This is a genomic window from Streptomyces sp. CC53 (genome assembly GCF_001865245.1).
Classification (GTDB): domain Bacteria; phylum Actinomycetota; class Actinomycetes; order Streptomycetales; family Streptomycetaceae; genus Streptomyces.
The window spans coordinates 1-18,696 of the sequence record NZ_MKXB01000192.1; the positions used below are offsets into that span (position 1 = coordinate 1).

General features: G+C 70.0%; 11 protein-coding genes and 1 pseudogene. 4 read left to right on the forward strand and 8 right to left on the reverse strand.

The features are described from left to right. Positions 1–219, forward strand: a pseudogene (locus BJP40_RS24495) (alpha/beta hydrolase); the annotation flags it as partial. Positions 220–231: 12 nt separating this feature from the next. Here the strand turns inward: BJP40_RS24495 and BJP40_RS24500 are convergent. From BJP40_RS24500 to BJP40_RS24520, 5 genes are all read right to left on the reverse strand, one after another. Further along, the gene (locus BJP40_RS24500; protein WP_071282423.1) at positions 232–651 is read right to left on the reverse strand and encodes a CBS domain-containing protein; all 420 of its coding nucleotides are present in this window, start codon (positions 649–651) and stop codon (positions 232–234) included. Between the two features lie 178 nt (positions 652–829). Next, positions 830–1,534: a DUF305 domain-containing protein gene (locus BJP40_RS24505; RefSeq protein ID WP_071282424.1), complete on the reverse strand. Its 705-nt coding sequence runs from the start codon at positions 1,532–1,534 to the stop codon at positions 830–832. Next, positions 1,531–2,184, reverse strand: a complete 654-nt coding sequence (locus tag BJP40_RS24510; protein ID WP_071282426.1) for a DUF3105 domain-containing protein — start codon at positions 2,182–2,184, stop codon at positions 1,531–1,533. The genes BJP40_RS24505 and BJP40_RS24510 overlap by 4 nt, the downstream gene beginning before the upstream one ends. A gap of 221 nt (positions 2,185–2,405) precedes the next feature. Next, complete coding sequence (locus tag BJP40_RS24515; protein WP_071282427.1) at positions 2,406–2,876, reverse strand: hypothetical protein; 471 nt, start codon at positions 2,874–2,876, stop codon at positions 2,406–2,408. 234 nt (positions 2,877–3,110) lie between these two features. Beyond that, entirely contained in the window at positions 3,111–4,187 is a 1,077-nt protein-coding gene (locus BJP40_RS24520; protein ID WP_071282429.1) for a PP2C family protein-serine/threonine phosphatase, read from the reverse strand. A gap of 140 nt (positions 4,188–4,327) precedes the next feature. Between BJP40_RS24520 and glnA the strand changes: the two genes are divergently transcribed. The 3 genes from glnA (at position 4,328) to BJP40_RS24535 (ending at position 6,771) form a co-directional block, all read left to right on the forward strand. After that, on the forward strand, positions 4,328–5,689 hold the full coding sequence (glnA, locus tag BJP40_RS24525; RefSeq protein WP_071269063.1) for a type I glutamate--ammonia ligase: 1,362 nt from the start codon (positions 4,328–4,330) through the stop codon (positions 5,687–5,689). 157 nt (positions 5,690–5,846) lie between these two features. Next, a complete protein-coding gene (locus BJP40_RS24530) occupies positions 5,847–6,089 on the forward strand; it encodes a type II toxin-antitoxin system Phd/YefM family antitoxin (protein ID WP_071282431.1) in 243 nt (80 codons plus the stop codon). A 67-nt stretch (positions 6,090–6,156) separates the two neighbouring features. Continuing rightward, a complete protein-coding gene (locus tag BJP40_RS24535) occupies positions 6,157–6,771 on the forward strand; it encodes a dihydrofolate reductase family protein (RefSeq protein WP_071282433.1) in 615 nt (204 codons plus the stop codon). A 166-nt stretch (positions 6,772–6,937) separates the two neighbouring features. On the opposite strand, the gene BJP40_RS24540 is transcribed toward BJP40_RS24535, so the two are convergent. From BJP40_RS24540 to BJP40_RS24550, 3 genes are all read right to left on the reverse strand, one after another. Then, positions 6,938–7,189 (reverse strand): hypothetical protein, encoded by a 252-nt coding sequence (locus BJP40_RS24540; RefSeq protein WP_071282435.1) that lies wholly within the window; start codon positions 7,187–7,189, stop codon positions 6,938–6,940. Next, on the reverse strand, positions 7,186–17,874 hold the full coding sequence (locus BJP40_RS24545) for a LamG-like jellyroll fold domain-containing protein (protein WP_226962683.1): 10,689 nt from the start codon (positions 17,872–17,874) through the stop codon (positions 7,186–7,188). The genes BJP40_RS24540 and BJP40_RS24545 overlap by 4 nt, the downstream gene beginning before the upstream one ends. A 195-nt stretch (positions 17,875–18,069) precedes the next feature. After that, positions 18,070–18,678 (reverse strand): hypothetical protein, encoded by a 609-nt coding sequence (locus BJP40_RS24550; protein WP_071282437.1) that lies wholly within the window; start codon positions 18,676–18,678, stop codon positions 18,070–18,072. Between the last annotated feature and the right edge of the window lie 18 nt (positions 18,679–18,696).

An 18,696-nucleotide genomic window follows, 5' to 3' on the forward strand; every position in this document is an offset into this window, starting at 1 on the left:
CTGCTCGCGCTGCGCGCCCGCCACCCGCTGCCGCCGGGAGCGCCCGTCACCGTCCTCGCGGCACCCGACTCCCCGGACGGCACCGACCGGTGGACATCACGCCAGCGCGCCCTGGCGGAGACCCTCGGCGGCGGTTTCACCGCCGTACCGGACTCGGGGCACCTCGTCATGCTGGACCGCCCCGGCGCGGTGGCCGGGGCGGTCCTCACGACAGCATGACGGGCGCGGCGGTCAGGACCTGCCGTACACCGCCTGCGCGAACTCGCCGACCTTCTCGTCCGGCAGGTTCCGGGCCAGGTCGGCCTCGCTGATGATGCCGACGAGACGCTTGTTCTCGATGACCGGCAGGCGCTTGATCTGGTGGCTCTGCATCTCGCGCAGCACGTCGCGGATGTCGGCGCCCGCGTCGATCCACCGCGGCGTGCCCTCGGCGACGTCCCCGCAGGTGACCCGCGACGGGTCGTGGCCGGTGGCCACGCACTTGAGCACGATGTCGCGGTCGGTCACGATGCCGCAGAGGCGCGCGTTCTCGTCGGCGATGGGCAGCGCGCCGACATTGTGTTCGCGCATCAGCTGCGCGGCCCGGTCGAGGGTCTCGTGCCGGGGGATCCAGTGGGCCCCGGGGTGCATGATGTCTCGGGCGGTGGTCATGAAGTGCCTACCTCCGTAGAACGCCTTACGTCGTCGTCCCCGAGTTCCTCCATTCTGGCCGCCCACACCTGCCCCCGCACGTGTGAGGCCGCCACCCGAGGTGACGGGCGGCGGCCTCGGTCCCGGGCCGCGGGACGGCCGTACCGCCCGGGTCCCGGGACGGTACGGCGGGAGGTGCTCAGCCGCGCGGCTCGGCGCCCCGCTCCCTCAGCATGTCCGTCATCAGGCCGATCTCCGACTCCTGGACGTCGACCATGCCCTGGGCGAGCGCCTTCTGCACCGGCACCGCGCAGGCGTCGACGCAGCCCTGCGCCATGTGCACCCCGCCCACGTGGTGGTCGATCATCAGCTGGAGGAAGAACACCTCGGCCTCCTTGCCGCTGAGGGTGCCCAGCCGCTTCATCTCGGCACGGGTGGCCATACCCGCCATGATCGGCTGGTCGTCCCCGCTCCCGGCGGAGGCGCCCGCGGAGCCGCCGTGGCCGCCGCCGTGCGCAGCGCCGTCCTTCCCGTGCTCCATCCACGACATCGGCTCGCGGTCCGCCACCGTCTTCGGCAGCCCCCACAGGTCCAGCCAGCCCAGCATCATGCCGCGCTGGTTGGCCTGGGTGTTCGCGATGTCGTACGCGAGGCGGCGCACCTCCCCGTCCTGCGTACGGTCCCGCACGATGAACGACATCTCGACGGCCTGCTGGTGGTGCACCGCCATGTCCCGCGCGAACCCGGCGTCCGCCGAGGTGTCGGAGGGCGTCGCCGAGGCGCCACCGGAACCGGCACCGCCGTCGCGCCCCAGCGCCGTGACCGCGGCCCACCCGGCGAAGACCAGCGCCAGCAGGACGGCACCCGCCGCCAGCCCGATCGTGCGGACCAGTGCCCGGCTCACTTGTCCATCCCGGCCAGGCCGCCGGTGCACGCCGCACCCGGCTCGGGGGTCTGCGGGCCCTGCACGTACTTCGTGAAGAACTGGTTGACGCGTTCGTCGTCGGCGCCGTCGACGGTGACCTGCTTGCCCCAGGCGGACAGCATGATCGCGCCGGCCTGGTCCTTCACCGGACTCATCAGCGAGTACGGCGTCTTGGAGACCTTCTCCGCCAGCTTCTTCACGTCCTCGGCGGGGGCCTTGTCGTTGTACGTGACCCAGACCGCGCCGTGCTCCAGGGAGTGCACGGCGTTCTCCTTGGGGATCTCCTCCTTGTAGACGTCGCCGTTGCAGTCCATCCACGCCCGGTGGTGGTCACCGCCCACCGGCGGGTTCATCGGGTACGAGACCGGCTTCGGGTCCACGTGGTTCTGGGTGAGCTTGTCCCAGGTCTTCTCCTCGCCGACAGGCGCCGCGGCGAGGGCCTCCTGCTGCTCCTTCTTGTCCTGCTCGCGGCTCAGCACGTAGCCGCCGAAGCCGACGAGGCCGGCGACGACGGCGACGCTGACGGAGATGGTGATGATCCTGACCCGGCGCTCACGGGCCCGCTCGGCCTGCCGCATCTGCTCTATTCGGGCGCGGCGCTCGGCGGACTGGGAGGTGTGGGAAGTCATGGTGATCCGAGGTCCTTCTGTGGGTCGACGGAGGTACGGCGAGGTACGAGGTGCGAGGTACGCGGTGGTACGCGTATGGGTACGGCGAGCACCCTGGTGCTGCGGAGCACGGGGTGCTGGTACGTCGAGGAACCTGGTACGGCGCGGTACGGGGCGCGGGCCCGCGCGCTGCGGGCCCGGGGCGAGCGGGCGGCCCGGACGAGGGGCCGCGGCGCGTCGGCCTAGGTCCGCAGCACCTGAAGGACGTGCAGGTCGGGCGCGCGCGGAACGCTCCACGCGGCGGACGGCAGCACCGGGGCCGGGGCACGCGCGGCCACGGCGGCGCCGTGGGCGTGCAGGGGAGGGTCGAGCGGCGGCGCGGTCAGCACCGCGGGCGTCAGCGACGGCAGCAGCCCGCAGTCCCGCCCGTCCAGGGGGCAGGTGTACCGCCCGCCGACCCCGTCGTGCAGCGCCTCGTACGCCTCGTACGCCTCGAACGGCCGCGGTGCCCCGGCTGCCGGGAGGGAGGGCGCGGCCGGAGCGCCCGCGCGTGCGGACAGCGCCCCGGGGTGGCCGTCGGCGTCCGCGGCGTGGCCCGAAGGGCCGAGGCACAGGAAGAGCGCGGCGAGGAGCGTCGCCACGGCACCCAGCAGGGCCATGGGACGCGAGGCGCGCGCGGGGCGCGCGAGGCGTATGAGCCGCAGGCCCTCCATGGGCGCTGATCGTAGTGCAGGGGCCACCCGCCCGGGGAGACGCTCAGCGCAGGCAGGGGCCGCATCGCCGGCTGCGCGCCGCTGCTACCGCCCGGGGTGATGCTCGGCGCCGGGGGCTGCTCGCCCGGGGGGACGCGCAGGGCCGGCCAGCGCCGCAGCGTCGCTGTGCGACGCGGTCACCTCCCCGGGGGCGCGCAGCTCCGGGAGGCCGCATCGTAGGCCACCTGCCGGGGGTCACCCGCCCGGGGAGACGCTCAGCGCCAGCAGCGCCACATCGTCGGCCACCTCGCCCGCGTACGACGACACGTCCCGCCACACGGCCTGCACCAGCGCCATCGGATCCCGCTCCGACGGCACGCGGGACGTCAACGGGTAGAAGTCCCCGCTGCCGTCCCGGGCCTCCGTCACCCCGTCGGTGTGCGCGAGCAGCACCTCGGACGGCCCGAGCGGCACGGTGACGGCCTTCGGCGGCTGGAACTCCGCGAGCCCGAGACCCAGCGGCGGCCCAGGCTCCAGGGCGACCTCGCGGCCGCCGTGACCGTCCACCACCACCGGCGGCGGATGCCCGCAGCTCAGCACCCGCACACACGACTCGTCCCCACCGGTCTCCGGGAACTCCAGCAGCACGGCCGTCGCGAACAGCTCCGCCGCCTCCTCGGCCCGCTCCGCGTCCACCACCAGCCGCCGGTCCAGCCGCGCTGCCACCCCCGCCAACTCCCGCTCGTCCAGCACCGCCTCCCGGAACGTCCCCAGCAGCGACGCCACCGTCGCGACCGCCGACAGCCCGTGCCCCTGCACGTCCGCCACCACCGCCCGCACGCCGTACGGCCCGGCCTGCACGTCGTACAGGTCCCCGCCCACCAGCGCGCCCCGCTCCGCCGCCCGGTACAGCGCCCCGCACCGCACCCGCCCCACCCGCTCCGGCAGCGGCGGCAGCACCGCGAGCTGCGCGGCCTCCGCCACCGTCCGTACCGACACCAGCTGGGCGTCTCGCCGCGCCCGCGCCCACGCCAGGAACGCGCTCACCCCGCCGATCAGCCCGAACGCCACGAGGTCGCCGTCCGACAGGTGCTCCGCCCGCACTCCGGGCACGGCCAGCACCGTCGCGATGGCCACCGCGATCACGGACGTCCCCAGCACCCCGTACACCAGCGACGTCAGCGGCGCGACGACGGCGAAGGCGAAGCCCAGCTGCACCGTCTCCGGGGTCGCGAGCTGTGCGACGACCACGGCGACGAGCAGCACCCACGGCAGCAGCCGCACCCACAGCCGCGGCCGCGTCCCGGCAAGCTGGAGCCCGGCACGGTCCATGGCCCCAGTCTGCGCGCACCGTCGTCCGCGCGCCTTCCCCGCGTTACGTACGCCACACCCCGGCATGCAGTATGGATCCGCAACGCGCACGAAACCGTGTGGTGGCATGCTGGCCTTGATCAGCGAGGATGGGTGTGGATATGGACAAGCAGCAGGAATTCGTGCTCCGGACCCTGGAGGAGCGCGACATCCGCTTCGTGCGCCTGTGGTTCACCGACGTGCTCGGCTTCCTCAAGTCGGTGGCCGTGGCCCCCGCCGAACTGGAGCAGGCGTTCGACGAAGGCATCGGCTTCGACGGCTCGGCCATCGAGGGCTTCGCCCGCGTGTACGAATCCGACATGATCGCCAAGCCCGACCCGGCGACGTTCCAGATCCTGCCGTGGCGCGCCGAGGCCCCGGGCACCGCGCGCATGTTCTGCGACATCCTCATGCCGGACGGCTCGCCCTCCTTCGCGGACCCCCGCTACGTCCTCAAGCGCACCCTCACCAAGACCTCCGACCTGGGCTTCACCTGCTACACCCACCCGGAGATCGAGTTCTTCCTGCTGAAGGACAAGCCGGTCGACGGCACCCCGCCGGTGCCCGCCGACAGTTCCGGCTACTTCGACCACACCCCGCAGAACGTCGGCATGGACTTCCGCCGCCAGGCCATCACCATGCTGGAGAACATGGGCATCTCGGTGGAGTTCTCCCACCACGAGGGCGCCCCCGGGCAGCAGGAGATCGACCTGCGCTACGCCGACGCCCTGTCGACCGCCGACAACATCATGACGTTCCGCCTCGTCATGAAGCAGGTCGCGCTGGAGCAGGGCGTCCAGGCCACCTTCATGCCGAAGCCGTTCTCCCAGCACCCCGGCTCCGGCATGCACACCCACCTCTCCCTCTTCGAGGGCGACCGGAACGCCTTCTACGAGTCGGGCTCCGAGTACCAGCTCTCCAAGGTCGGCCGCTCCTTCATCGCGGGCCTGCTGCGCCACGCCGCGGAGATCTCCGCGGTCACCAACCAGTGGGTCAACTCGTACAAGCGCATCTGGGGCGGCTCCACCCGCAGCGCGGGCGCGGGCGGCGAGGCCCCCTCCTACATCTGCTGGGGCCACAACAACCGCTCCGCGCTGATCCGCGTCCCCATGTACAAGCCCGGCAAGACCGGCTCCTCCCGCATCGAGGTCCGCTCCCTGGACTCCGGCTGCAACCCCTACCTCGCGTACGCCCTCCTGCTCGCCGCCGGCCTCAAGGGCATCGAGGAGGACTACGAGCTCGGCCCCGGCGCCGACGACGACGTGTGGGCCCTCTCCGACGCGGAACGCCGCGCCATGGGCATCGAGCCGCTGCCGCAGAACCTCGGCGAGGCGATCTCCCTCATGGAGCGCAGCGAACTCGTCGCGGAGACGCTGGGGGAACACGTCTTCGACTTCTTCCTCCGCAACAAGAAGCAGGAGTGGGAGGAGTACAGGTCGGAGGTCACCGCCTTCGAGCTGCGCAAGAACCTGCCGGTGCTGTAAGCGCAGGCCAGCGCAGGTTTCGCCGTTGCACGACGTCCCGGGGTGGCGGTCGACGACCGCCACCCCGGGACCCGTAGCACTCGCCCTGGGCCGTCTGCGGCCCGTCCACGGTGCGGGCGTGGGCGGTCCTGCCCGTACCCCTGAAGGGAGCGCGCCCATGACGATGAGCGCCTCGGACGCCCGGCGGGACCTGCTCGGGCTGATCAAGCGGGTCAACGACGACCACGTGCCGGTGCGCATCAGCTCCGAGAGCGGCGACGCGGTGCTGATGTCCGCCGCCGACTACGCGTCCTGGCAGGAGACCGTCCACCTGCTTCGTTCCCCCGCCAACGCCCGGCGGCTGATGGAGGCCGTCGCCCGCGACCGGGCGGGCGACGGGCCGATCCCCGGCCGCGGCTGACCGCGCCTCGCCCGTTCCGGGCCGCACCCGGGTGCGCGGTGCACCCGGCGGCGCCAGCATGGGGGACATGAGCAAGGTCTTCGCGAACCTGGCCATGTCCCTGGACGGCTACGTCGCCGGCCCTCACGCCCGCCCCGGGAACCCGCTGGGCGACGGGGGCAGCCGCCTGCACGAGTGGATGTACCGCATCCGGCCGTGGCGGGAGCGGCACGGCATGGAGGGCGGCGAGCAGAGCCGTTCCGCGCTGCTGATGGCGGAGACCTTCGACCGCACGGGCGCGTACGTCATGGGCCGCCGCATGTTCGACGAGGGCGAGGCGGCCTGGCCGGACCCGCCGCCGTTCCGGGCCCCGGTGTACGTCCTGACGACCACCGCGCGGGAACCGTGGGTCCGGGCCGGCGGGACGGTCTTCACGTACGTGACGGAGGGCGTGGAGGCGGCGCTGGCCCAGGCGAGCCGCTCGGCCGGCGACAAGGACGTGCAGGTCTGCGGCGGCGCCCACACGGTCCGCGAGGCCCTGAACGCGGGCCTGGTGGACGAACTCCTGCTCCACCTGGCCCCCGTCCTCCTGGGCGACGGCATCCGCCTCCTGGACGGCGTGGACCCGTCCGTACACCTGGAGATCACGCAGGTCGTGGACGCCCCTGATGTCACGCATCTGCGGTACGGGGTGGTGCGTTAGGGGTCAGATCCGAAACACCGGGCGGGGCGGGCGCGGCCCACCCACGCCGAAGCCCCACCAGGACGAGCCTGGTGGGGCTTCGGGTTTCACGGACCTGCACCCATTGCGGCCTTATCTAAGGCACTGAAGCCATCTATCGGCTCGCGGGGGATTTGGGCCCTCCTTGTCACTCGCCGAGATTGCCGGCCCATTGCCTGAGGTACGCGGCGATCGTCGGCTCTTCCTCTGAGACATCGCCTGCGATGCGCAACAACATCGTACGCAGCTCCGGTTCGTCCGACGGGGGAATGGCCTGCAGATATTCACCCATGACCTGCTGCACCTTCACGGCGTAACTCGGCTCCACCTCGTCAGGTTCAGCGGCGTCGAGCATATCGATGCAACTGACCATCGCCATGATGATCGGATCCAGATTCATCGCGGTGCCACCCTCACTCCGATGGTTGTCACGCCGGCGTCATTGAGCCATCGCTGCGCCCGACTCAGCACCGCAGCGTCTGGGACCTCCCACATTACCCGAAGGCCGTGGTACGCAGCCGTGCCGGCCTGTCGCCTGGCCTCGTCAACCATGGACTTCGAGGTGAAAGGAAGCACTCCGTTCTTGCGGTCGATGAGTGTGTCACCCTCGAGTCCATCGAACTTGGCCGTAACGTCTCCGTTCCGTCCGGGCATTGACAGCCGCGGGACCATCGCCCTTCCGGAAGCGACGTCAGAATGTGCCCCTGTCACGCCTGACTCGTACTCGTACGCACGCTGCGCCGCAGGCCTCACTCGCGGACCCGCGCGCATGTCGCCACCCTCGCGGACCCATTGCACGTGGTCTGCGGCATTCGGGCTTGCGTTGCCACAGTTGTGAACCAGGATCGGGGTGGCCCCTGCCAGCACATGGTAGGTGTGCAGGCCCTCGACGCTCAGGTCGTACGTGACGCGCTGGGCCTCGTACGACGTGAGGGCGAGGATCGTGGTCAGCCTGGCGTCCGCGTTCTGGAGCTTCTGGCCGGTCTTGAGATCGCCGGCCTGGGTCCAGGAGTTGCGGGTCGCTTCGTAGAACTGGTGGTGCTTCGTGCTCTGGATCGTCTTGGGACCGGCCTTGGTGTCAACGAGGATGTCGACGTAGTTGCGGTCGGTCGTGGTGACGATCACCTCCCTGACCTTGCGCTTCTCCTTCTCCTTCTTGCCGGGCTCGGCCGTCAGGACGTAGTCCCCGACCTTCACCTCGGAGATCGGCTTGGTCGAACCGTCAGCCATCAGCACACCGGTCGAACCGGTGAAGCTGTGCGGCACCCTGCAACCGGGGCCGTTGGAAGAAGACTGTCCCGGCTGGGGCTTGGACTTCGGCCCGAAGCGCCCGGCCGCCGCACCGAAGATGCCGCCCGACACTGCGCCCACGGCCGTGGCCGTCGCCGCGCCCTTGGCGCTGCAGCCCTCCTCGCTGGCCGCGCAGGTCACGCCGTAGCCGACCGCGCCTTCGGCGGCGCCGCCGGCCGCGCCCATGGCCGCGCCCTGGGCGACCCTGCCGCCGGTGTTGGCGAGCAGGCGGCCCACCGCGCCGGAGACCGCACCGCCGGCCGCGCCACCGAGCGCGCCCGTCAGCGCACCGACGCCCACGGCTCCCAGGAATCCGCCGACGGACTTGGGTCCGTCGCTCATCATGTAGCCGACGCCGTTGGCTGCCGCGCCTGCCAGGGCGGCACAGCCGATGGCTCCGACACCCGCTGTCAATGCGGTACAGCCGGCGAAGACCGCCACGCCCACCGCCACTGAGGCGATGGTCCCGGCGTGTTTCTTGACGAAGTTGGCGGTTGCCTTGGCTGCCTTCTTGACGGCTCTGCCGACCTTCTTGGCTGCCTTGACCACCTTCTTGGCGACGCTCTTGGCGGCCTTGGCCACCTTCCTGACGGTCTTCTTTACCTTCTTGACGACCTTGTGGGCGTACTTCTTGACGCGCTTATAGGTCCGTTTGACGTATCTCTTGACCTTCTTGACGCTGTCCTTGACGTAGCGGACCGTCTTCCGAACGGCTCGCTTCGCTCGCTTGACGACCTTCTTGACGACCCTCTTGACCTTCTTGGCCGCCTTCTTGACGACCTTCGCGACCTTCTTGACGGCCTTCTTGGTCTTCTTGTAGGCCGACTTGGCGACCTTCTTGACCTTCTTGGTGACCTTCTTGAAGAAGCCGCCGATCGACCAGTGGCCGGTCGGGTCGGTCATCGTCATCGGGTTCTGGTCCGCGTAGGCGTACCGGTTGCCGGTGACGGAGGCCGGGAGGGGGCTCAGGTTCGCCGTGTCGCGGCTGTTGAACGAGCCGGTCTCCGGCGAGTACCAGCGCGCCGCCATGTTGACCTTGGCGGTCTGCGGGTCGGTCCAGCCGGACTGGTAGCCGAGGTTGCCCAGCATGCCGGTGGTCTGGCTGACCTTGCCGAACGGCGTGTAGGTCGTCGACCCGGTCAGGGTCTCGCCGCTGTCGGTGAACTGCGCCACCACGTCGGTGTGCAGGTCCGTCATGTACAGCGCCGACGACGTCGGGGTCTTGACACCGATCAGGCTGCCGTCGGCGTTGCGGCTGTAGACCGCGCTGCCGTCGGACGCCACGTCGTTGCCCATGCCGCTGTACTGGAAGTCGTACAGGGGCCCGCTGCCGCCGGCGACGCTCGCCGACAGGACGCGGTCGAAGCCGTCGTACTGGTAGGTGCGGTCGCCTTCGTTGATCACGCGGTTGAAGGCGTCGGCCTTGACCACCGTGGTGGTGCCGCCCTCGTCCACGATGGAGCTCATCGTGCCGCGGGCGGTGTAGCCGTAGGTGTTGTGCCCGTCCGAGGTGAGGCGGTTGCGGGCGTCGTAGGTGTAGGTGTCGCCGCCGACGCGCGTGCGGTTGCCGGACGCGTCGTAGCCGTAGACCTCCGTGGCAGTTCCGTTGTTCCAGGACGTGATGCGGTTCGCCCAGTCGTACGTGTACGTGTTCGTGGACGCGCCGATCACCCCCGCGGTCGTCTTCGACGTCTCGTTGCCGTTGGCGTCGAAGGCGTAGGTGATCTGCGAGAGCACCGTGCCGGACGGGGCGGTCAGCTTGTCGCTCGTCAGGCGCTTCAAGGCGTCGTAGCCGAAGCTGCGCTTGGCCTTGCCCGCGCCGTAGTCGATCGACGTGACGTTGCTGTTGACGTCGTAGCCGTAGGTCATCGACGCGCCGGTGGCGCCGTCGTCGACCGTCTTCAGCCGGCCGGCCGAGTCGTACCCGAAGGTCGACGTGCCGGAGGCGTCCGTGCGGGAGGTCAGCGCGCCGTCGCCGTTGTAGGCGAAGGACGACGCACCCGACGGGCCGGACGTGGACAGCAGCAGACCGCGGTCGTCGTAGCTGAAGGTGTTGGTGGTGTCACCCACACCGGCTGCCGCGACCAGGCGGTCGTCGGAGTCGTACGTGTAGGTGTGGTCGACCGTCTCCACCTCGGCGCCGGTGCCGGTCTGGCGGACCAGGCGGCTCTTGGCGTCGTACACGTGGGACACGGTCACGTTGCCGGGGGCGCGCTGCTCCGCCACGCGGCCGTTCGCGTCGTACACCGTGGTGAAGGTGCGGTCGGCGAGGTCCGGGTGGGACGGGGTGGAGGGCTCGATGAGCTTCTCCGGCATCCCCCAGGTGTTGTAGGTGGTCAGGAACGTGTTGCCGCGGCCGTCGGTGAAGCGCGTGCGGTTGCCCGCCGCGTCGTAGCCGAAGGTCGTGGTGATCGATTCCGTCGCCGAGACCGGCTGCACCGCCTTCGTCACCAGACCCGTCGGGTCCAGCGTGAAGGTGGTGGTGTGGCCCCGGTAGTCGGTGGAGGAGACGGGGTTGCCCGCACGGTCGAAGGTGGCCCGCGCGGTGCGGATGACCGTGCCGTCGGCCGCCAGGTCGCTGGTGGACACCGGCAGACCGAAGCCGTCGTACTCGACTGTGGAGCTGGTGCCGTCCGGTTCGATGGTCTTGGTGACCTCGCCGTCCATGTTGTAGACGAACTTCGTCACCTGGCCGGCCGAGTCGGTCAGCTCGGTCATCTCACCCAGCACGTCGTACGTGTACGACTCCGCGACCCCGGTCGGGCTCACGGACCGGGACAGCTCGCCGCCCGGCGCGTCGTACTCGTTGATCGCCGTGTAGGCGCGCTGCGTCGGCTGGCGCACGATCGTGGTGTCGGTCAGCTGACGGCCCAGGTAGTCCCAGGTCATCTCCTGCCGTGCACCGTTCGGCCGGGTCGCCGACAGCTGGTCGCCGCTGCGGGAGTACGTGTACTTCGTCGTACCGCCGCCCGGCTCGGTGACCGAGGCCACGGCTCCCAGCTGCGTGTAGGTGTACGTGGTGCGGTTGCCCAGCGGGTCCACCTCGGCCGTGACCTGGCCCAGGCTGTTGTACTCCGTCCAGGCCGTGGCCGTGATCGGGGTCGTGGAACCCGGCGGGGTGTAGTTCGGCATCGTCACCGAGGATTCCTGGCCCTCGGCGTCGTACGCCGTCACCGTCACGTTGCCCAGGGGGTCCGAGACCTCGGTCTGCTCGCCGAAGGTGTTGTAGCCCATCATCGTGACCGGGCGGACGGTGACCGGGGCCCCGCCCTCCTGCTCGGCCTGGACGGCGGGCTCGGTGACCGTGGACTGCTGGCCCCCCTCGTCGTAGCCGTAGTCGGTGGTGTACCCGTTGGCGTCGGTCGCGGACACGGGCAGGCCGCGCTGGTCCAGCTTCCACGTGGCGGAGCGGACCGAGCTGCCCGGGGCCGGCAGGGTGCCGCCCTTGACCGCCGAGACCTGCGCTGCGGTCAGTGCCTCGCCGTAGACCTGGACGTCGTCGAGACCGCCCGTGAACTCGCCGTCGTAACCCGTGCCGATCTGCCAGCGGCCGAGCTGGAGTGCGCCGGTCGCCTCCCACGGGGTGGTGAACGGCGTCTCCTGCGCGAGGGTGCCGTTGACGTACAGGCGGAGCATGGCCGCCTCAGCGTCGTAGACACCCGTCAGGTGCGTCCAGGTGTTCGCGGTGACCGCGGCCGTACCGGAAGAGGCCTTCACGTACGAGGCGCTCGTGCTGTCCGCGACGCGCCGCAGGAACGTCCAGCCGGAGCCCCGGGAGTAGTACAGGACGAAGCCGTAGACGTTCTGGCTGTTCTGCGAGACCAGGCCGTGGTCGATCGTCTTGTCGGAGATCTTCGCCCACGTGGACACGGTGAAGCTGCCGCTGGTGTTGACCACCGGCCCGTCCGTCTGCGCGTACGACTCGGCGTTGCCGTCGAAGGCGGCGCTGCCGCCGCGGTCGCTGTGCCAGTGGAAGCCGGTGCCGTGGGTGGCGGTGTGGTTGGCGCCGGAGGAGTCGCCGACCGAGTAGCCGGTGGTCTCGTCCAGCTTGTAGCGGGCCACCGGGGCGACCGTGCCGTCGTGGACGGTGGTGCCGGTGATGTTGCCCAGGTTGTCGTAGAGCCGGTCGACCGTGCTGCGGTCACCCGTGGCCGGGTCGTACTCGGACTCCGTCACCACGTTGTCGTCCGGGTCGTACGACACGGACGTCGTGTGGCGCAGGCCGTTCGGGTCCAGGATCGAGGAGACCACGCGGTCGGAGGCGTCCACCGTGAAGGTGGTCGTCGTCCGGCCGTCGTTGGTGACCTGCTTGATCAGGTTCCCGGCGGCGTCATAGGTGTTCGCCTGCTCGGTGAACGACTTGTTGTTCGCCGGGTCCTTGCGGACCACCGACGCCGACAGGCCGTCGTCCGTGTAGGTGTACTCCGTGACCCAGCCCATCGCGTCCGTGATCGACGCGAGCCGGCCCGCGGGGTCGTACGCCCGGGACTCCGTCACCAGGGTGGTGGGGGCGGAGGGGTTGTTCGGGTCGCCCACGAAGTCCAGCAGGTTCGTGGTGAGCGGCCGTCCCTCCCCGTCGTAGGTGAAGGTCATGACCGAGCCGTCGGGGTCGGTCTCCTTGACCTTGTTGCCGTAGCCGTCGTACTCGAACGACGTGGTGTCGCCGCCCGGGTCCGTCCGCGAGGCCATGCGGTTGTACGCGTCGTACGTCATCGACGTGGTGCGCGCCGCGTCGCCGCCGGTCAGGTCGGACACCGTCTGCGACAGGATGTTGCCGTCCGCGTCGTAGCCGGTCGTCGTCCGCGCCTGGTGCACCGCGCCGGTGACCCGGTTGGTGACCTTCTCACCGGTCTCCGTGACGATCTGGTCGTTCTTGTCGTACGTGTAGGTCGTCGTCAGACCGTCCGGGGTCGCGTCGGAGACCTCCTTCTTCGACACCTGGCGGCCCAAGTTGTCGTAGGTGTAGGTCACCTTGGCGCCGTTGGCGTCGATGACCTCCGCGAGGTCGCCGTTGGCGTAGTAGACGTGCCGGGTCTTCTTGCCGCCCGCCGTCGTCACCGTGTCCAGCAGACCGGCCGGCGCCGTCGCCGTGCCGCCCTCCGCCGCGGGGGTGGAGGCCGTGGTGTACGTCGTCGTCGCCGTGCGCCCGTTCGGGTGCCCGGCCACCGGCGGCGTCGTCACCGACGTGAGCTGACCGGAGGTGTCGTACGTGTACGACGTGAGGTACCGGTCGTCCGTCGGCCCGGACGAGCGCCCGTCCCGCTCGGTGAGGAGCAGGTCGTTGCGCAGGTCCATCGGCGGGAACGCGGTCGTGGCGTCCGGGTAGTACGTGTAGTACTCGGTGGAGCACTTGTCGGCCGCGGTGTCCTGGCAGGTGGTCGTGGAGACCGTGTTGCCGCGGACGTCGTGGCCGTTGATGCTGCGGTTGCCGTTGGCGTCGGTCACCGTGTGCAGGAAGCCGCCGGTGTCGTAGCCGTAGGTGGTGCGCTTGCCGTTGGTGTCGATCGCGGCGAGCAGGCGGTTGCCCATCTCCGCGTCGTACATGTAGGTCAGCGTCTTGTTGCCGGGGTCGGTCAGCTTGACCGTCTTGACCGGTGCGACGCCGGAGGATGCCTTGTAGGCCTTCCAGTGCGCTTCGACCTGTTCGGCGGAGAGCGGGTGGCCGTAGGCGGCGAACTCGGCGATGGAGCCGTTGAAGAAGCTCACGTCGCCGGGCGACTGGTACCAGTACTTGCCGAAGCCCGCGCCGAGGAAGGTGCGGGTGTTGACCTGGTCCTTGGCCTCGCCGCTGTACTCGCCCTGCTTGACCCCGTCCAGGTACAGCGTCTGCTTGGTGCCGGACGCGGACAGGACGGCGTGGTGCCACTTGTTGTCGTTGACGGTCTTGGCCGAGCCGAAGGCGGTGCTGCCGGAGCCGGACACGCTCCACCAGTGGCCGTGCAGCTTGCCGTCGGCGCCCACGTACAGCAGCGGGTTCCACGAGCCGGTCGGTGTGGCGCCGGTGGGCGGCTGCGACTGGTCGGACAGGATCACGCCGGGCGACCCGGTCTTGAACCACAGCTCCACCGCGCGCTCCGAGGAGCCGTGCCACGGCGTGAAGGGCACCTCCGCGTAGGAGGACGTGCCGTTGAAGGACACCGCTGTGGCGTCACCGGTGCCGAACGGGCCGGTCACGCCCTGGGTGACGGTGTTGTAGGTGCCGAAGCCGGTGTTGACCTCGTTGGCGGCCTGCGGGGCACCGCCGGTGTCGTCCAGGCGCCAGTAGCCGGTCGGGGCGGAGCCCATGACCGCCGAGCGGTACACCTCGGAGGAGCCGGTGATGGTCGGCGTGTGGAGCTTCCACGTGCCGCCGTCGCCGTCGGTGGCCTCAAGGACCTGGTCGTCGGTGGTGCCGTAGACGACCGAGGCGCGGACCTTGCCCTCCGGTGTGGTGATCTTGTTCAGCAGTCCGGCCGGGTTCTTGGCGGCCTTGTACTGGGCGGTGATCACGGCCGGGGTGAGCGGCTCGGAGTAGATCGCCACTTCGGCCAGCTCGCCGGTGTAGTGCCCGAGCTTGTCGTTCGGGTCCATCGCCGGCCAGCCCTGGTTGTTCACGCCGGCGCCCAGGCTGATGTAGGGCTGGTTCCAGTCGTTGATCATGCCGGTCAGCGAACCGACGACCGTACCGTCCAGGTACAGCGTCTGGCTGTTGGCCTGACCGGTCAGCACCGCCTGGTGCCACTTGCCGTCGGTGACGGTCTGGGTGGAGACGATGTTCGGGCTGCAACTCGGAGACATCGCCAGGCAGCCGCGCAGCTTGCCGTCCGTGCCCACGTACACCGCGGGGGTGTTCTTCGTGGTGTTGTTCACCGGGTCGGTGCCGCTGAGCGGCTTGTCGCCGTAGTAGAACAGCACACCGCCCGCGTCCGTGGTCTTGAACCACAGCGACACCGACATGTACGACGGGGTCGCGCCCGGCGCGGAGGGCATCTCCACGTAGGAGCTGGTGCCGTTGAACGCGGCGGCCTTCTGCGTCGACCCGGCCAGCGGACCGGCCGAACCCAGCGTCACATCGTGGTACAGGCCGTTGTACTTGCCCTGGTTGATGTCGACGCTGTCCTTGGCCACCGTCGCACCCGCCGCCTCACCCAGCCGCCAGTACGCGAACGGGTCGGCGTCCAGCACCGTCGTGCGGTAGTGGTTGCCGGTGGTGTAGCCGTAGGTGGTGCACTTCAGCGGGTCGGCCGGGGTGCAGACCTTGGTGAGCTGGTCAGCGGCGTAGCCGTACGTCCACGTCTGGGCCGTGGCGGCGTCACCGGCGGTCGCCGGGTCCGTCGTCACGGTCGCCACGTGCGCGGCGGTGGCGCCGGCCGGTGTCGACCACGTCAGGGTCAGCGACCGCTTCGACACCTCGTTCGTGATCTTGGTGAGCTTGCCGGAGGTGTAGGCGAAGGTCTCCGTGCGGCCCGAGTAGTCCTTGATCGCGCTGATCGCGTACGTCCCGGCCTTCCCCGACACCGCCTGCGTGAAGCGGTACTCGGTGAAGTCCTTGTCCGTCAGCGTATAGCCGCCGGTGACCGCCTGGAGGCGGGCGTAGCGGCCCAGCGGCGGCACGAACGTGCCGTCGGAGTTGCGGCCGAAGGCGACCTGCTCACCGCCGGGGTAGGTGATCTCGACGTGCGTGACCGTGCCGGAGGGGTCCTTGAACTCGGCGGCCTTCATGTCCACGACCGTCGACCAGCCCGCGCCGAACGCGTTGTCGATGCGCGGGTCGAGGCTGTTGTAGGACCGGTCGATCTCCAGGGACGGGCCGACCACCGACACTTCGGCGTCGGTGTCCTCCGTGGTGTAGTTGCCGTCGGACGGGTCGAACTCGTGGCCGTCGGTGTTCTGCGCCAGCCCCGAGGTGATCGGCGGCTGCGGCACCGCTGTGGTGAACCGGCTGGAGTGCACGACCTCCTCGTAGCCGTCGGAGACGGCCACGTACCAGGCGTAGTTCTTGCTCCACTTCAGCTTGCCCGACGGGATCTTCCACGCCCCGCGCGTCAGCGCACCCGAGGTGGCCACCGGCGTCGTGCTGGAACTGTCCGCGTCGTACACCTCGAAGGTGTAGCTCAGCGCGGACGGCCACTTGTCGGCGTCGGAGGCGTAGACCAGCAGCTCCGGCTGGAGCGTGTTCGCCTGGAAGTTCACCGGCGGGTACTGCGCGGTGACCTGCGGCTTGGTGTTCGCCGAATACGTCAGCTCCAGCGCCGGCCGGAAGCCGGACGTGGTGGCGTTGTCGGAGTGGAACTTCTTCCAGTGCAGGCCGTCGTTGGTCGGCGCGGTCAGCGCCAGACCGTAGTTGGCGCCGCCCGTGGCCACCCAGTCGAACCAGCCGGTGTCCAGGGTGACCGGCATCTTCACGCCGACACTCGTGGACGCGCTGGTGTTGGTGCAGGAGGCGCCCGGGTTGACGGTGGCCGACCCGATCGCCGCACCGCGCGAGGGACCCGGGTAGGTCGTCGTCGTCGACGGCGACCAGGACTGGGTCACCGGGTGGGCGTAGAACACCGTGGCGGTGCAGGTGGAGGACCAGGAGGCGTACACGTTCAGCTTCGCCGAGGTGACGCGCTGGCCCTTCAGGGTCGTGCCGAGCGAGGAGAACTGCAGGAACGAGTTCGCCTTGTTCGTGCCCGAGTCGTACGAGCCGACCTTGATCTGGTTCTCGGTGGACCGGTCCGCGCTGTAGTTGGACTGGACGTAGGTGCTGTTGCTCGTCGTGACGGTCGGGTCGACGGTGACCGGGTAGACCCGCTCGGGGTCCTTCAGCCACTCCTCGTCCGCCGTCATCCGCAGCGCCGGCTTCCCGCCCTCTTCCACCAGCTCGTAGCTGACGGCCTGGGAACGGGTCGCGTCACCGGACCGCGGGTCGATCTTCGCGTCCTCCATGAAGGCATGGGGGATCCGCGCGGCGACCTTCCCCTCCCCGTCGGTGAACTCCACGTCACCGGCGTCGGTCACGCGCGGGGTCAGGCCCTTCAGCTCCAGCGGGAACAGCCACGAGTTCGGGGCGTCCGGCGAGTGCAGGACCAGCAGCTCCTTGAAGCCCTCCGCCAGCGGCACCAGCCGCAGATCGGTGTCAGGGAGCACCGAGGGGTAGGTGACGATCTTCTGCTCGTCGACCACCGGCTCGGCCTTCGCCGTGCCCCGCAGCGAGTACGCCAGGGAACGGCCGTCGCCGAAGTCCACCGAGGCGAGCTGCTGGTCGGCGGCGTCACCGGCGAACTCCACGTCCAGGGAGTTCGCCCGCTGCGACAGGCGCCCGTCGGACTCCTCCACCAGACGCGTGTCGATCGGCTTCCACGACCCGTCCTCAGCCTTGAAGTTGGCCGGGCCCGAGTAGTGCTTGATCGTGGTCGAGCCGTCGGCGTTGACGAAGAAGTCCGAGGTCTCCGTGGACTTCTTCGCGTCACGCTTGCTGGTCTTGGGGTCGAAGCTGTCGGCGTCGCCGGGCGCCTTGCCCGTCGTCGCCTTCTCCACGCCGTCCACCGGGCGCTCGAACGGGTCGAGCTCGCCCTTGCCCTTACCGGGCTTGCGGCCGACACCACCCTCCGCGCTCGTGTCGTCCGCGGACGCCTTGTGGCTCTTCCCGCGAGCGGTGCCGCCCTCCTGGTCAGGCGTGTCCAGCGGCTTGGTGTTCAGCCACTCCCACACCCCCGACAAGGACATCTTCGGCATCGAAAGCGGCGGAAGGGACACCCCGTTGGCCATCGCCTGCTCGGTACTGAGCAGCAGGGACAGGGATATGAGTGTGGTGACCGCGGTCGCCCTCACCCTGCGTCTACCGGTACGACCCGGTGGGAACAGGCGAGAGCCGCGGACCCAACGATTATGCATCGGTCAGGCCTCAACTTTACACGTTGCTTACAGAAGCCTCGTGAGCCTGCCCGATGGCCGTACGTCAGTTCCACTCGGGTGGTGGTGCTTTACCGTGCCTTTACCCGTTGGGGGGAACCGGCTGCCCGGTCGTCACATGCCGGCCGCTTCGACGACGTCCCGAAGGGTGTCGGCGACCGTGTCCCTCAGTCCGTCGCCGGTGCGGGCAGCGGTGATGTTCGCCGCCTTCTTCGTGCCGTCCACGGTGACGAAACGTACCTCTTCGTGCGTGTCCGCCTGCTGCTCCGCGGCCTTCACCTGCGCCTCGCCCACCGCGAGGACGACCGCGCACTTGCGCTGGAGCAGCCCGTTCACGAACGGCAGGGCGTTGTCGACGGTCTGCGGACCCGTCACCGGCACATAGGTGACCCGCACCCGGGTGTCGCCCGACGCCTCCTGCATGCCCTCCCACACGGTGGCCGCGGTCGTGCCGGACGTGATGCCCTTGTCGTCCGTCAGCAGGCAGGCGTTGAAGTCCTTGTACTGGCGGGCCCGCGGGTCCGGCGGCGTCGGCTTCTGCTCGCCGGCCAGCAGCCAGGCCGCCAGCAGCCCGAGCACCAGCACGCCCGTGCTGCCCGCCACCCACGCCCACCGGCCGCGGAACGCCCCCGGTGTCCTCAGCAGCCGGGCCACACCGGTGGCGACCGCGCCGCCGGTCTCCGACTTCCTGGGCGCCTTGCGCCACGTACGCCGGGTCTTCATGCCGCCGCCGCTCCTCTT

Excerpts from the sequence above, each read along its gene's own strand:
- BJP40_RS24540 (WP_071282435.1), bottom strand. The coding sequence starts at position 7,189 with ATGAATCTGGATCCGATCATCATGGCGATGGTCAGTTGCATCGATATG.
- glnA (WP_071269063.1), top strand. The coding sequence starts at position 4,328 with ATGGACAAGCAGCAGGAATTCGTGCTCCGGACCCTGGAGGAGCGCGAC.
- BJP40_RS24550 (WP_071282437.1), bottom strand. The coding sequence starts at position 18,678 with ATGAAGACCCGGCGTACGTGGCGCAAGGCGCCCAGGAAGTCGGAGACC.
- BJP40_RS24500 (WP_071282423.1), bottom strand. The coding sequence starts at position 651 with ATGACCACCGCCCGAGACATCATGCACCCCGGGGCCCACTGGATCCCC.
- BJP40_RS24515 (WP_071282427.1), bottom strand. The coding sequence starts at position 2,876 with ATGGAGGGCCTGCGGCTCATACGCCTCGCGCGCCCCGCGCGCGCCTCG.
- BJP40_RS24520 (WP_071282429.1), bottom strand. The coding sequence starts at position 4,187 with ATGGACCGTGCCGGGCTCCAGCTTGCCGGGACGCGGCCGCGGCTGTGG.
- BJP40_RS24535 (WP_071282433.1), top strand. The coding sequence starts at position 6,157 with ATGAGCAAGGTCTTCGCGAACCTGGCCATGTCCCTGGACGGCTACGTC.
- BJP40_RS24510 (WP_071282426.1), bottom strand. The coding sequence starts at position 2,184 with ATGACTTCCCACACCTCCCAGTCCGCCGAGCGCCGCGCCCGAATAGAG.
- BJP40_RS24530 (WP_071282431.1), top strand. The coding sequence starts at position 5,847 with ATGACGATGAGCGCCTCGGACGCCCGGCGGGACCTGCTCGGGCTGATC.